This is a genomic window from Synechococcus sp. CS-1333 (assembly GCF_025128015.1).
Classification (GTDB): Bacteria; Cyanobacteriota; Cyanobacteriia; order PCC-6307; family Cyanobiaceae; genus MW101C3.
The window spans coordinates 105,946-119,603 of the sequence record NZ_JAHLYO010000011.1 but is presented as its reverse complement, the minus strand read 5'-3'; the positions used below and the strand labels follow the sequence as shown (position 1 = coordinate 119,603).

The following is a 13,658-nucleotide window of genomic DNA, read 5'->3' as shown; positions in this document are numbered from 1 at the left end:
GCAGGAGATACCGCAGAAGGAAACCACACCCTTCTATCCGCGCAGCCCCTATGGGGTGGCGAAGCTCTATGCCTATTGGATCACGGTGAACTACCGCGAGGCCTACGGCATGTATGCCTGCAATGGGATTCTGTTCAACCATGAATCACCACGGCGGGGTGAAACGTTTGTGACGCGCAAGATCACGCGCGGCCTGGCACGGATCAACGAAGGGCTGGAGGATTGCCTCTACATGGGCAACATCGATTCGCTGCGTGATTGGGGGCACGCCAGGGATTATGTGGAGATGCAGTGGCGGATGCTGCAGCAGGAGGGGCCGCCGGAGGATTTCGTGATTGCCACGGGCCGGCAGGAAACGGTGCGGCGCTTCATCGAGCTGGCGGCGTTGGAGCTGGGCTGGGGGGAGCTCGAGTGGGAGGGCACGGGCACCGAGGAGATCGGCAAGCGCAGCAGCGGCGAGGTGGTGGTGCGGATCGACCCGCGCTATTTCCGCCCGGCGGAGGTGGAAACGCTGCTGGGTGATCCCACCAAGGCGCGGGAGAAGCTGGGCTGGACGCCCACCAGCACCCTGGAGCAGCTGGTGGCGGAGATGGTGGCGGCCGATAAGGAGGAAGCGCGCAAGGAGGCGATCCTGCGGCTGAAGGGCTTCAAGGTGGTGGGATCGATGGAGAACCCGCCCACCAACCCGTCGGCGACGACGGCGGCCGGAGGCAAGGGGTGATGGCGCGCTTACCAGAGCAGGTTGCAGGGAAAGGCCCTGAGAGCTGGATCAACGCTCAACAGGGTGAGGGCCTCCAGCTCGGCCTGGGCGGCCAGCAAGCGATCAAAGGGATCGCGATGGGCCATCCCCTAGCTGCCCGCCCGCAGGCCATGGCGCAGCTCGATCGGCAACAGGTCGAACCCCTGGGCGGCCAACACGGCGGGCAGCTGCTCGAGCAAGGGAGTGGCGGCGGGAAGCTTGCCCAAGCGCACCTTGGTGGCGATCTCCCAGCCGGAAGCCACACTCACCAGCACCCGTGCCGTGGCATCGGCAATGGCGGCATGGGCTGCCGGCGAGAGGCGATCGGGTTCAGCGAGCCACCAGAGCAGGGCGTGGGTGTCGAGCAGCAAAGCAGCGCTCACAGGAGGGGGTTTTCCAGGGCGGCGAGCTCCAGCTCCGGCAGCGGTTCGAGCAGCACCTCCGGCGGAGGCAGGGTGACGATCCCGCGCAACACGCCGGGATTGCGCCTGGGTGTGGGCTGCTCCAGAGGCACCAGCCGCGCCCAGGGACGTCCGCCTTTGGCCACCACGATGGTTTCACCAGCATGGGCGGCATCGATCAGCCGGGAGAAGTGGGTTTTGGCCTCGTGCACGTTCACGATCCGCGTGAAAGGCGTGTGCATGGCGACGAGCGGCGGCTGCCAACCTAAGAAACTTAGTCCACTGGTGGACCAAGTGGGAGGTCGGGCTTGTGGCCGCAGGCGTGGAGTGCAGCTCTTGAACAGGTTGTTCAAGCCATGACCAACACCTCCACCACACCCTTGATCACCCCAGCCGACCGCTTCTTCGTGGCGGGCCACCGCGGCATGGCGGGCGGCGCGATCGTGCGGGCACTGCAGCGCGCCGGCTATGGGGATGAAGCCCAGGGCGGCGCCCTGCTCACCGCCAGCCGCGAGGAGCTCGATCTGCTCGACGGTGCGGCGGTGGCGGCCTGGTTTGCGGCGCACCAGCCCACGGTGGTGGTGCTGGCGGCCGCGAAGGTGGGCGGCATTGCGGCGAACAGCAGCTATCCGGCTGATTTCCTGCTCGACAACCTCAAGATCCAGAACAACGTGATCGAAAACGCCTGGCGCAGCGGCGTGCGGCGGCTGCTGTTCCTGGGCAGCAGCTGCATCTACCCGAAGTTCGCTGAGCAGCCGATCCGGGAAGAGGCGCTGCTCACCGGCGCGCTGGAGCCCACCAATGAGTGGTACGCGATCGCCAAGATCGCCGGCATCAAGCTGTGTGCGGCGCTGCGGATCCAGCACGGCTTCGATGCGATCAGCCTGATGCCCACCAATCTCTATGGGCCTGGCGACAACTACCATCCCACCAACAGCCATGTGCTGCCGGCCTTGATCCGGCGGTTTCATGAGGCGGCCCTGGCCAAGGCACCGTGCGTGACCTGCTGGGGCACCGGCACGCCGTTGCGGGAATTCCTGCATGTGGATGATCTGGGCGAGGCGTGTGTGTTCGCGCTGGAACGCTGGCAGCCGGGGCCGGAAGAGCTGCAGTTTCTGAATGTGGGCACGGGCGTGGATCTCACGATCCGCGAGCTGGCGGAAGCGGTGGCAGCGGCCACCGGCTTTAACGGCAGCCTGGAGTGGGACACCACCAAGCCCGACGGCACCCCGAAAAAGCAGCTGGATGTGAGCCGCCTGGCGGCCCTGGGCTGGCATGCCCGCATCCCGTTGGCGGAGGGGCTGGCGGGCACGGTGGCTGAATTTGCTGCCCTTGGGAGCACCCGGCTATGAAAACGGCATACGCAACGGCAGCACTGACCGCTGGATCCGCGCCCGACCAGCAGCGCGGCCACAGTTCAATGAAGCAAGAGGCTATTGCGCGTTGCGCAACGCGCTACGATCAGGGTTGTGGTCCTGGGCTGCGGGGTGATTCAAGGCTTCCGGCACAAGGGCCTGCGTCGATTTTTCGTAGCAGGCAGCAGCGCCGGGATTCAGCCGGAGCACAGCCGCAAGTTGCGCCTGCAGTTGGCGGCGCTCCATTCGGCAGCCGTGATCGACGATCTCGATCTGCCGGGCTACCGGCTACACCCTCTCAAGGGAGCCGACAAGGGGCGATGGGCGATCTGGGTGAACGCCAACTGGCGGCTCACCTTTGTGTTCCGCGAGGGCCACGTCTTTGATCTCCACTATGAGGATTACCACTGATGGCACAAACGATCGCGATGCATCAGCCGCCGCATCCGGGCGAGTTCATCGCTGGGGTGTATTTGGAGCCCTGCGAACTCTCGATACGGAAAGTGGCGGAGCGGCTGGGGGTGTCTGCCTCCACGTTTCAGCGGCTCGTTGCCAGCAAAAGCCGGGTCACACCGGATATGGCGCTGCGGCTGTCGAAGGTGCTGGGTCGCAGCCCCGAGAGTTGGCTGGCGCTGCAGGACAGCTACGAGCTTTGGGAGGCCCGGCAGCGGCTCGACCTTTCGGGGTTGACGCCGATGGAGCTGGTGCCGGCCTGATCGTGCCCACTGGAGTACTCGGCTGACCCATGGACATCGTCGTTTACAGCCAGTACTACCGCACGCGCACCCCAGACCGGCAGCTGGAGATTGATGAATGCCTGCGGCGCAATCTCAACCATCCAGGCATCAGCCGGGTGGTGCTGTTCTGCGAATCCGATGCGCCGCCGGTGCCGCAGGGCACGGTGCCCGTGGAAGTGGTGGTGAGTGATGAACGCATCACCTATGCCGAATGGTTTCGCTGGGTGCGGCGCCAGGGCACGGGCATCGGCCTGCTGCTGAATGCCGATATCTACCTGGATGAGGGCCTGGAGCACCTGGCCACCACCTTCGATCGTGCGGACACCTTCCTGGCGTTGACGCGCTACAACCCGGGCCATGCCGGCTTCCACCTCAACGACTATCCCCATTGGACCCAGGACGTGTGGGGCGTGCGTGGCGATGCAGAGCTACCCGAGAGCCTGCTGTATGCCAGCAGCTTCCCGCTCGGCTTCCCCGGTTGCGACAACCGCATCGCCTATGTGATGTGGAGCCACGGCTTCCGCGTGCGCAATCCCTGCTATCACGTGCGCAGCGTGCATCTGCAGGCCAGCACCGCCCGCGCTTATCACAAAACCAGCGACAGGCTCTATGGCGGCGTGAGCTATGTGCATCCGAGCCTGGCACCCGATGAGGAGGCGGAGCTGGAGTTCACGCTGTGGACACGCTCTGAGCAGCGGCCAGCAGGGGTGCTGATCAACCAACAGGCGATTGAACGGGGTGTGCACCAGCTGCGCCACGGGGAGGCCGAAGTGGCGCAGCGATTCCTCGATCAACAGCAGTTCACCGGCCTCAGCTGGGTGCATGAGGCGGTGGGTTCGGCGCACCTGCAGGGGGATGGGTCTCCCTTCGCCAGTGAAGACACGGTGTTTCTGCCGATGACGGAGCTGCTGGGTGATGGGGTGGAGCTGAGGCTGAAGCGACCCACCCAGCTGGAGGGCCTCACGATTCGCCTGCCAAGGCGGGCCTCGGCCGGCCATCAACTGGCGTTGCAGGCAGAAGGCGAAGGAGAGGCCTGGCTAGAGCTGTGCGGCGATGGGGCGCTCGCCTTGAAGCCAGGCGGTGAGCGGCGCTTCTGGCAACCGGCGGAGTTGAAAGGAACCCCCTGGTGCAAGCTGCGCCTGAAGCTCACTGGCGCGCCTGCCGCTGCCGAGCCTGCCTGGCGCCCTGAAGAAGGCGCCGAGCTGGTGCTGTTTGGCGAAGCGGGCGCCCTGGCTGAAGCGAAGAGCCTGAATGTGATCGCAGAAGATCCCAAGCCAGAAGCCAATTCCTCATCCACCGCTGAAGCGGGCCAGGCAGCACAGGCTGCCAAGCCACTCCGCACCATTCAGTTTGCAGATTCTGAATACGTTGAGCTCAGAAACCTTGCTCTTGAGCACTCAGAAACCGCAGGGCCGGATGGAGATTCAAGGGCTGCTGTGATCACCAGTGCAGATGGCGATTCTGCGGTGAGATACGCCTTCAACAAGTATGCCACCACCGAGAGTGGTGCTTATACAGCCTCGGTAATGATCAAGGCGGGAACGCAAAGGCGGATTGTTCTGCGCATCAACGATCAAACGGGTAACAACGACGCCAGGCAAGCCTTTGACCTCGCCACAGGCCTGGTGGTGGGGCCTGCGATCAATAGCGGATCGGCCACGGGTGCAAGCAGTGCGATTGAATCCGTCGGTGATGGTTGGTTTCGCTGCAGTATTGCCGCAGCGTTTGTCGAGCCGCTGTCGTTCTTGCAGGCTCCCTCCATCTGGTTTGAGCACTATGCCCCTTCAACCTCTGTTGGCATGCTTTACACCGGAGAAGCTTCTGTGCTTGAGGGTGTTTGCCTTCCATCCCCATTGCCCCTGCAGCAGAGCCATGTGGATGGTGGCAACCTGAGCGTCTCGGCCACCGGTCCGGCAGAGCCTGCCTTGGCTGCCGCAACCCGTGCACCGTCGGCAAATGCTGGCTCGGGCCAGTTCTCCTTGATCAATCGCTCGGAGTTCAAGGCGGAAGGCTGCGAGCTGGTGCAGCGCTTCGGCAGCCGCTTTGCGGTGTTCAGCGATGGGGAGGCGCTCTATTTCGTGGATCGCTTCTGGCCAATGGTGGGCAAGGTTCCCTTCCAGGGTTCAGCCCAGGCAGCTCTTGAGCAGGGGGAGGAGGCGCTCTTTGCTGTGGGTTTTCTCCAGCCCTTGCAGGAGTGGAAGCCTGATCAGATCGCCTCGGTGAAGCAGCACAAGAACCAGCTGCTGTTCTGGCAGTATCCCTGCCGCACGGAGGAAGATGCACACCTTGTGCACAGCGAGCTGAGCGGGCCCCAGCGTGAGGGGGAAGCGTATCAGGTGTATGTGGGCCTGCCCTGGGCCACCTTCATCGACCGTGGCGTGAATCAACAACTGAGCGGCAACCCATATCCGGAGGCACTCCTCCTTGCGCACGCCAAGCGTGCTGAGGCATTGGCGGCTGTTCTCAGCCGCTGGCATAAAACCCTGCAGGTGCACAGCGTTTGTCAGCACATCTTCTGGAGGGAAGCCGCCTCCTGGATCCGAGCGGCGGGCATCACCGATCTGTGGCTCTCCCACAAGGAAAAGGGCCTTGATGAGGCGCAAGGCATGCGGCTTCACAGCTGGAGCCTTTACGCGGTAAATGATCGGGATCCGGAGCGTCGCCAGGGGCTTGCGTTTGTGCCGATTGAGCAGCGGCCAGTGTTTGCTTCGTTCAGTGGTGCCCATATGAAGCATTACCTCAGCGACGTGCGCCAGCGCATGGCCGCTTTGGCCGAGCTAGAGGGCTACCGGGTGACCATCAAGGACATGTGGCACTTCAACAAGGTGGTGTACAACTTTCAGGTTTTCGGTGACGAGAGCAAGAAGGATGCGATCGAAACCGATGAGGTGCGCAGCTACAACGAGCTGCTGAGTCACACCCGCTTCTCCTTGTGTCCGGTGGGGGCAGGGCCCAATACTCTGCGGCTGTGGGAGTCGCTGGCGGTTGGGGCCATTCCGGTGGTGCTCTCGGATCGGCACGAGTTGCCGGAGCTGGAACGGCTGTTGCCGGGGGAGGGGCTGAGCTGGGGCCAAGTGATCGTGCTCCATCCGGAAGCCGAGCTGGAGCAGTTGGATGAGCGGCTGCAGGCTATCGATGCTGCTGAGCGGCACCGGCGCCAGCGGCTGTGTAGGCGGCTGTATGAGGCCAGTGTGGCGATGACCTGCTTTGGAAGCAGCCAGCGGGAAGCGGAGCCGATACCGCTCCTGCAGGAGCTGTTCAAGCCTCAGCAGGTGCAGGTGCCGGGAGAAACGAAAGCGGAGTTCACCGGCGTGGCCCGGCTGGTGCCGGCGAGGTTGGCGATGTGTTCTGAAGGCCCAAGCTCAATCGTGGTGCACCTGGACCAGACCGAGCAGCTGCTGGGATTCCAGCTCACAGGAAAGGGTTGCTCGCTCGAGCAGGTGAGCTTCACGCTCAGCCGCTACCGGGAATTCAACAAGTTCGACGAGCTGCCCTTGGAGACGGAGGGCAAGAAGGGGGAGAGCGCCTGGTTGGGGTTGCCGAGCGGGGAGAGGTGGTGGGCGATGGGCCTGAAGCTCACGGCCGAGTGGAAGCCAGGCGCCGAAGCACGGCCCCCAGCGCATCTGCAGCTGGCTGTATGGAGCCAGAAGGATGCCTTCGCAAGGGAAGCACGGCGCTTGGATCGGGCCGGGATTCTCAAGGCGGCATCGGATCGCAATGCAGACCGGCAGGACGACACCTTTGACACCAAGCACATCAACAGCGGAGAGATTCTGAACCGGTTGCCGGTGGTGGCATGGCCGGAAGATGTGGTGCCCGGTAACCAGTTGTTCCCGCCGGTGGCGGAACCGATAACGAATCTGATTGGGGAGCCCCTGGAAGATGGCATTACGATGTACGTGCATCTGATGAATCGCAACGAGAACGTGCAGAAAAATCTGCCGAACTGGTTGCAGCAGGACTTCAATGAGCTGATTCTGCTTGATTGGAGTTCAAACGATCCGGTTGCTGAGATTCCTGGAGTGTTTGGCGATCCTCGGGTGCGAGTGGTGCGGGTAGACGGGCAAACCAAGTTCATCCGCACTTTGGCGCAGAATCTTGCCAGCCGCATGGCACGGCATCGACGCATCTTCAAATGTGATTCCGATGTGGAATTCCAGGGCGATTTCTTTGCCGCTCACCCATTGGAGCCAGGCGAATTCTGGGTCGGGGATTGGCATCAAGCAAGAGATGCTAATGAGCGCCACTTGCATGGTGAGACCTATTATTTCCTAAGAGATTTCAACAGAGTCAATGGATACGACGAGCGATTCCTTGCTTACGGACAGGACGATACAAATCTCAAGGATCGGATGGTGCTGTCTTCTCTGCATAAATCAGTTTTCAATTATGATTTAATGCATCATCAAGAGCATGATCAGTCGGCTCGATGCGATAATCAAAACATTGTCCACCCAATGGTCAAGACCTATCAAAATCGAATTGCATCACTTAGACAAAGATTTTGGAGCTCTACAGAGCCTAGCGCAACTGCAACAGTTGCAATCACTTCTTCTTCTCTTTGCATATGCCTAATAAGAAAGATGCCAGCAACAGACGATTCTAGTTCCGATGCGGAAATGGAGGCTTTGAGAATAGTTGCCGGCTGGTACGACACAAGCTCAAGGCTGGACTCAATGAATAAACAAGAACTAATTGCTCTTGTTTGGGAAAAATACAACGTTTAGATCGTAATCTGGCTCAGGCATTTCCTTTGTTTATCAGAGCATGCGACCATGACTACTGCCTATCATTCGTCAATCACGCAAGCACTTTTCACTGACTTTCTGGAATCAAGAAAGTTTCAATGCTCCGTTCTCCAAATTGGTGCAAACGATGGGGTGAACGCTGATTTCATTAGTCCTAGGGCCATAAAGAATAATTGGTATTGTGTTTTTGTAGAGCCTCATCCTCTGTATTTTCAGCAACTTAAACAACATTACAGCGCCTGTACTAGATGCTTCTTTGAGAATGCAGCCATCGGCTTAGAGTCTGATGGCACCAAAGATCTCTATTATGTTAAAGATGTTCATGAAGGCAATCAAAAGCTTAAGGGTATAGCAAGTTTTCAGCTAAGTCATTTACTCGGACATGGCATTCGCGAGGATAACATAGACCGCGAGCCAGTTTCAGTTGTCACATTGCAAAGCATTGTGGACAAGTACTATTTGTTTGACGTCGATATACTAGTAGTGGATACTGAAGGGTGGGAGCCTCAAGTATTCCAGTCCGTTAGTTTTGATAGGTTCCTTCCTAAGCTGATCATCTTTGAGCATTGCCACTTGAGCGATGAAAAGTTTAAGACAATCTTATCTCATGTAGGTTCCAGCTATGATGCTTGCAAGGCAGAGTTTGATACATTTATGATTCGGAGGCGATTCTGATGGTTCTCTCAGATTCTTCTAGTCTTTTTGATTTATCGTTCAGGGGAACCTTATTACTCGAAGAGCCTGTTCTGGTCTATTCCGGAATGTATGCTGGCCAGCAAGAGCCAAATCCGTTTACAATACTAGCCGATTGCTTAAGTTCAGAAGAGGTTGTTTGGCTTGTTCTTGTGGCTTGGACGGCTGAGGAGAACTCAGCATCTGCGGTTACTATAACTGCATGGCGTGATCATTTCTTAGCTAGCCACAGCAATCATAGAATGATTTTCTTGGCAAATACACATGCTGAAGTAGTAAATCTTAGGTCGCTAGGTGCGGAGGTGCTTCTTCATAACCAAAACATGTTTGTAGACAGAAGGTTGTTTCAGCCGATTGTTCCAAAAAGTGCAAAAATCTATGATGCCGTTTACAACGCACAGTTTCTGAGCTTTAAACGGCATGAGCTTTGTACAGAGATTTCCAACCTTGTGCTAATTGGATATAATTTTGAAAATGAGCACTTCAAATACGTTCGCGAGCTTCTGCCTAATGTAAGAATTGCTAATCTTGATGAAAATGGAAGCAAGCGATGGCTGCCCCAAGATCAGGTTAATGCAATTTATAATAGTTCCCACTGCGGCCTATGTCTATCCAAGCAAGAAGGTGCGATGCATGCCAGTATGGAATATCTCCTTGCCGGCATTCCTATTGTAACAACCATCAATCAAGGCGGACGCGACTTCTATTTCGATGGAAGGTTTGTTCGGTGGGTGAATGATACACCTAGTGATGTGTCCAATGCTGTCCGCTCACTGACAAGCGAAGGTATTGATCCACAGTTTATCCGATCTGAGACTTTGCGAAAAATTGACATGAATATAGATCATTTTGTTGTTAGTATATCTGAATACCTGAAAATCTCTGCCTCTGTATTTAAGAGCTCTTTGAGTAAAGTCTTTAACGATAAGCTAATCGTGCCAAAAAAGTTAAGCGATATCATCGATCAATTGCCTCCACGTTTGTTATCATGATGAGGATTTCGTTTTTTGGGGCAAGTGTGACTGCACAGGGCAAAGATTCAGGTTACATTACTCATCTTAGGTCTTTGTGTGGTCAGCACAACATTGGCCTTGAATGTTTTGCTTATTCAGCGTGTCATTTTAACGATGCAGGCTTTTTTAAGGCAGATGAAGTTATCAACAACATGGCGAATATTTGCTTCTTTGACTGGAATACGACTGGCATGGGCGAGTTTGATTCAAACAAGCTTCACTATGTGCTGGCGAGTCTGTTGAACAATGATACATTGCCGGTCTTTTTGATTTTTCCGCGGACTGACACGAATCTTCTTGGCGACAGAGAAGCTGAAAGGCAGGTCATGACTTTATCAAAAGACTATAATCTTCCTTTTCTTGACTTGAGAAAGTCAATTGATCACAGCGTGCATCTTCGGGATAATGTGCACACAAATAAGGAAGGAGCAATCTTGTATGCCAAGGCGATCTTTGATTTCTTGTTGTCAGGTGAGGTTGTCTGTCCACCCGCAACAACCCTAAGCAAGATTAGCGAGTATCATCCTTACAAGCTTTCCAGCTTTAGAGTTGATTCTACCATTAGTCCGCATCGGGCGCTAAAGCTATTGACTGTTGCGTCTGGTTCATTTCCGGAAATTGTTTTGCGTATCAAAGTGGGTCCTTATTCTCCGGTGATCAATATTTCGTATAATGAAACGCTTGTAAGATCTATCAACCTCTTTGACCAGTGGTGTCACTTTGAGCGTGAGATGTATTACACGATCTTGGCTCCTTGGCAAGCAGCGACTGATCGTGCTGAAGTTTTAATTGAAGTGAACGCAGATCCCCCGGATCGGACGATTACCAGGGATCCTGGTTTTGAATACAATGGATCAATGTTCGTGCCACTGATTGAGTGCTACACGGCAGACATTGAGGTTCAATCACGTGAGTATGTTTAGAAATGATCTAAATGGACGCCATCCTTCGGTTGGAGGTGGCTTCCGCAATGATTGATCATTGCTTTGAAGGCTGCGAGCGTACCGATGTCGCACGCCTTGGCGGTGGCCAGCCAATGGCTTGGCTGCAGGTCCCACCGCTGCTAGCGGGTCTAGGCGTGGTTTTTCACGAGGTTGTTCATGCATGCAGCTGAGCGAGCCGAGATGCTGCTGGGATTACCATCCTTTTAGGCTCACCGTTCTGCGATGGGAGGCCAGATACGTTTTCAGCATCCTGCTAGCGAAAACGCTCATTCGGCCTCGCGTGGCAACCCAGGCGAGTTCACGATCCGCCAGCTGGCCGCGTTGGTACGGGCGCGCATCAACCCTGAACTTCCGCTCATTGAGAAGCCGCTTCCTGCCGCCGACCCCACCCAGCGCCACGGGAACCGGTAATGCAGCCCATCATTGTGCTGGAGCAGGCTCTGGCGCCCACAATCACTTACTCCAGAGAGGCCCTTGGCCGATGACCATGCCCATTCGCACGATCTGCTGCATCGGCGCCGGTTACGTGGGCGGGCCCACCATGGCTGTGATCGCCGATCGCTGTCCCCAGATCCAGATCACGGTGGTGGATCTCAATGCCGCCCGCATCGCGGCCTGGAACGCTGCCGATCTCTCTTGCCTCCCCGTTTATGAGCCTGGCCTCGATGCTGTGGTGGCCCGTTGCAGGGGCCGCAATCTGCACTTCTCCACCGCTGTGGAGGCGGCCATCGCCAGCGCGGACATGGTGTTTCTCTCGGTGAACACACCCACCAAGAAGCGCGGTGTTGGCGCCGGCCAAGCCAGCGACCTGCGCTGGATCGAAGCCTCCGCGCGTCAGGTGGCGGCTTGCGCCCAGGGGCACACGATTGTGGTGGAAAAGAGCACCCTGCCGGTGCGTACAGCCGCCATCATCACGGCCATCCTTGGCGCCGCTCAGGGCGAAGCCAGCACCAGCGGCGAGCCCAAAACGTTCTCTGTGCTCTCCAATCCCGAGTTCCTTGCCGAAGGCACGGCCATTTCAGATCTCGAACATCCCGATCGCGTGTTGATCGGCGGTGAGGATCCCGCCGCCATCGAGGCGCTCGCGGGCCTCTATGCCCACTGGGTGCCAGCTGAGCGCGTGCTGCGCACCAACCTCTGGAGTTCTGAACTCTCCAAGCTCACGGCCAATGCCTTCCTGGCGCAGCGCATCTCCTCGATCAACTCTATCGCTGCCCTCTGTGAAGCCACCGGTGCCGATGTGCAGGAAGTGGGCCGCGCCATCGGCACCGATTCGCGCATCGGCGCCAAATTTCTCAACGCAGGCCCTGGTTTTGGCGGCAGTTGCTTTCAGAAAGACATCCTCAACCTGGCGTATCTCTGTGACTACTACGGCCTGCATGAAGTGGCCGCCTACTGGCAGCAGGTGGTGGAGATCAACACCTGGCAGCAACACCGCATCGCGCGCCTGGTGGTCAACCGTTTGTTTGGCACGGTATCCGGTAAACGCCTTGCAGTGCTTGGCTTCGCCTTCAAGGCCAATACGAACGACACGCGTGAATCGCCGGCCATTCGCATCTGCCAAGACCTCCTGAACGAAGGCGCTTTTCTGGCCATTCACGACCCCAAAGTCTCGGTCGAGCAGATCTCCTTGAATCTCGGGCAAGAGGAGGCGCAGGGTGCAGAAGGGGTATGGCAACGGGTGTCCACGCCGCTTGATGCTGCCCGTGGTTCCGATGCAGTGCTCATGCTCACCGAGTGGCCTGCTTTCCGGCAGATCGATTGGGTTGCCATCGCAGCGGTGATGCGCCACCCTGCCTGGGTCTTTGATACCCGTGCGATCGCGGAAGCCGCCGCAGTGCGGGCTGCGGGCCTGCGCCTCTGGGTGGTGGGGAAGGGTGAGGGGTAGGGATCTTGCAGTAGAGGCACACCACCAAGGTGGCTTTGCCGCCTCACATACCAAAGCGAGTCAGCCGATCTCCATCCAACGCCAGTCTTCCCATTCGGTCTCCTGCTGCCGGTAACCCTGTGCCCCTGAGCAGAGGCTGAAGGTCTTGCTGCTCCGCCCTGACGCCGTTCCCTCCCCTCGGCGCCAGCACCGGTGCCACACTGCCCAAAGCAACACTCACAAGTCTGTGCCGATCCTTGGGCGCGGTGGCCGCCGCCTCAGCTGGCTTTGGGCACTCCTGATCGGTCTCTCTGTCTTCAAGGGAGCCAGCACGCTGTGGTTGCCCCCGTCGTCACCGCTGCATGAACCCCTCTGCAACCTGATGGGCGGGCTGCCTACCTGCCGTAAGTAACACGCGGGCTAGTGCCGCTACGGTCATGGCAGAGAACGAAGCGCCGCTTTCGTCGGATCCGCCCGATCCGCTTCACCTCCTGCAGCCATGTCGATCTCCTCGACATCCGTTTCCCCGTCAACCAGCAAATCGGCATTCCTTTCCTAGTTGCCGCCGTGGCGGCGCTTCTTGGCGAAGACGAAGTCTTCTCAGACTCTTGCAGGAGTGTGGCGAGGATCAAGCGGTGCTGTGCACTTTTGCGCTGCACCAGGGCCCGTGCTCGGCCCTGGCCTGCAGGGCTACACTGATGGAGCGTTGTCTACACGCTTCCAGCCGTGATCCTGGCCCTGAAAGAGCGTCTGCGGCGCCTGCAGCGCCAGAGCCACACCACAGCGAACAAGCAAGCCGCACTCGTCAACCGGCTCGACCAGATCGCCCTGCGTTGTGCTGGGCGGCCGATCAGCGATCGCCGCAGCGCAGAGGAGATCCTCGGCTACAACGCCACGAGCCTGAGTCTCTGAAAAAAATGCTTCCGTCTTATCAAAAGAGCTGTTAAAAAATGACAATCAAGTGTTGCATAGATTGAGTCACTTGCGAAGTGGTTCGCCTTGGCGATGGCTCGATCATCGCGTCTACTTAGAGGGTGTCTGAATCGCGTTGCATCATCAGGGCCCACCAGTGAAAGGCTTGACCATGCATTGATAGAATGTTATGAGTGAGACCCGCCAAAGCTAGCCAGATATCAATCTCGCTTGCTATGCCTGTATTTC

General features: G+C 58.0%; 12 protein-coding genes. 10 read left to right on the top strand and 2 right to left on the bottom strand.

Annotation, left to right across the window (positions count from 1 at the left end):
- A partial coding sequence (locus tag KQ303_RS03690) for a GDP-mannose 4,6-dehydratase (RefSeq protein ID WP_259729193.1) occupies positions 1-721 on the top strand: 721 nt, incomplete at its 5' end.
- 128 nt (positions 722-849) lie between these two features.
- Here KQ303_RS03690 and KQ303_RS03685 read toward each other — a convergent pair.
- Both KQ303_RS03685 and KQ303_RS03680 read right to left on the bottom strand, forming a co-directional pair.
- Positions 850-1,122 (bottom strand): type II toxin-antitoxin system VapC family toxin, encoded by a 273-nt coding sequence (locus KQ303_RS03685; RefSeq protein WP_259729192.1) that lies wholly within the window; start codon positions 1,120-1,122, stop codon positions 850-852.
- Positions 1,119-1,382, bottom strand: coding sequence for a type II toxin-antitoxin system Phd/YefM family antitoxin (locus tag KQ303_RS03680; RefSeq protein ID WP_259729191.1), 264 nt, complete (start codon positions 1,380-1,382; stop codon positions 1,119-1,121). Before KQ303_RS03680 ends, KQ303_RS03685 begins: the two co-directional genes overlap by 4 nt.
- A gap of 114 nt (positions 1,383-1,496) precedes the next feature.
- On the opposite strand from KQ303_RS03680, the gene KQ303_RS03675 reads away from it, so the two are divergent.
- The 9 genes from KQ303_RS03675 (at position 1,497) to KQ303_RS03630 (ending at position 13,409) form a co-directional block, all read left to right on the top strand.
- A complete protein-coding gene (locus KQ303_RS03675) occupies positions 1,497-2,492 on the top strand; it encodes a GDP-L-fucose synthase (protein ID WP_259729190.1) in 996 nt (331 codons plus the stop codon).
- 117 nt (positions 2,493-2,609) lie between these two features.
- Positions 2,610-2,906 (top strand): type II toxin-antitoxin system RelE/ParE family toxin, encoded by a 297-nt coding sequence (locus tag KQ303_RS03670; RefSeq protein ID WP_259729189.1) that lies wholly within the window; start codon positions 2,610-2,612, stop codon positions 2,904-2,906.
- Complete coding sequence (locus tag KQ303_RS03665) at positions 2,906-3,211, top strand: HigA family addiction module antitoxin (RefSeq protein WP_259729188.1); 306 nt, start codon at positions 2,906-2,908, stop codon at positions 3,209-3,211. The genes KQ303_RS03670 and KQ303_RS03665 overlap by 1 nt, the downstream gene beginning before the upstream one ends.
- Before the next feature lie 137 nt (positions 3,212-3,348).
- Entirely contained in the window at positions 3,349-7,959 is a 4,611-nt protein-coding gene (locus KQ303_RS03660) for a glycosyltransferase family 47 protein (RefSeq protein WP_259729187.1), read from the top strand.
- Between the two features lie 48 nt (positions 7,960-8,007).
- Positions 8,008-8,655, top strand: coding sequence for an FkbM family methyltransferase (locus KQ303_RS03655; protein WP_259729186.1), 648 nt, complete (start codon positions 8,008-8,010; stop codon positions 8,653-8,655).
- A complete protein-coding gene (locus tag KQ303_RS03650; RefSeq protein WP_259729185.1) occupies positions 8,655-9,665 on the top strand; it encodes a hypothetical protein in 1,011 nt (336 codons plus the stop codon). Before KQ303_RS03655 ends, KQ303_RS03650 begins: the two co-directional genes overlap by 1 nt.
- Positions 9,662-10,609, top strand: coding sequence for a hypothetical protein (locus KQ303_RS03645; protein WP_259729184.1), 948 nt, complete (start codon positions 9,662-9,664; stop codon positions 10,607-10,609). Before KQ303_RS03650 ends, KQ303_RS03645 begins: the two co-directional genes overlap by 4 nt.
- A 508-nt stretch (positions 10,610-11,117) precedes the next feature.
- Positions 11,118-12,518 (top strand): nucleotide sugar dehydrogenase, encoded by a 1,401-nt coding sequence (locus KQ303_RS03635; RefSeq protein ID WP_259729203.1) that lies wholly within the window; start codon positions 11,118-11,120, stop codon positions 12,516-12,518.
- Between the two features lie 705 nt (positions 12,519-13,223).
- Entirely contained in the window at positions 13,224-13,409 is a 186-nt protein-coding gene (locus KQ303_RS03630; RefSeq protein WP_259729183.1) for a type II toxin-antitoxin system VapB family antitoxin, read from the top strand.
- Positions 13,410-13,658 lie beyond the last annotated feature (249 nt).

Coding starts and splice junctions, on each gene's coding strand:
- KQ303_RS03635 (WP_259729203.1), top strand. CDS start 11,118: ATGCCCATTCGCACGATCTGCTGCATCGGCGCCGGTTACGTGGGCGGG.
- KQ303_RS03655 (WP_259729186.1), top strand. CDS start 8,008: ATGACTACTGCCTATCATTCGTCAATCACGCAAGCACTTTTCACTGAC.
- KQ303_RS03645 (WP_259729184.1), top strand. CDS start 9,662: ATGATGAGGATTTCGTTTTTTGGGGCAAGTGTGACTGCACAGGGCAAA.
- KQ303_RS03665 (WP_259729188.1), top strand. CDS start 2,906: ATGGCACAAACGATCGCGATGCATCAGCCGCCGCATCCGGGCGAGTTC.
- KQ303_RS03650 (WP_259729185.1), top strand. CDS start 8,655: ATGGTTCTCTCAGATTCTTCTAGTCTTTTTGATTTATCGTTCAGGGGA.
- KQ303_RS03680 (WP_259729191.1), bottom strand. CDS start 1,382: ATGCACACGCCTTTCACGCGGATCGTGAACGTGCACGAGGCCAAAACC.
- KQ303_RS03675 (WP_259729190.1), top strand. CDS start 1,497: ATGACCAACACCTCCACCACACCCTTGATCACCCCAGCCGACCGCTTC.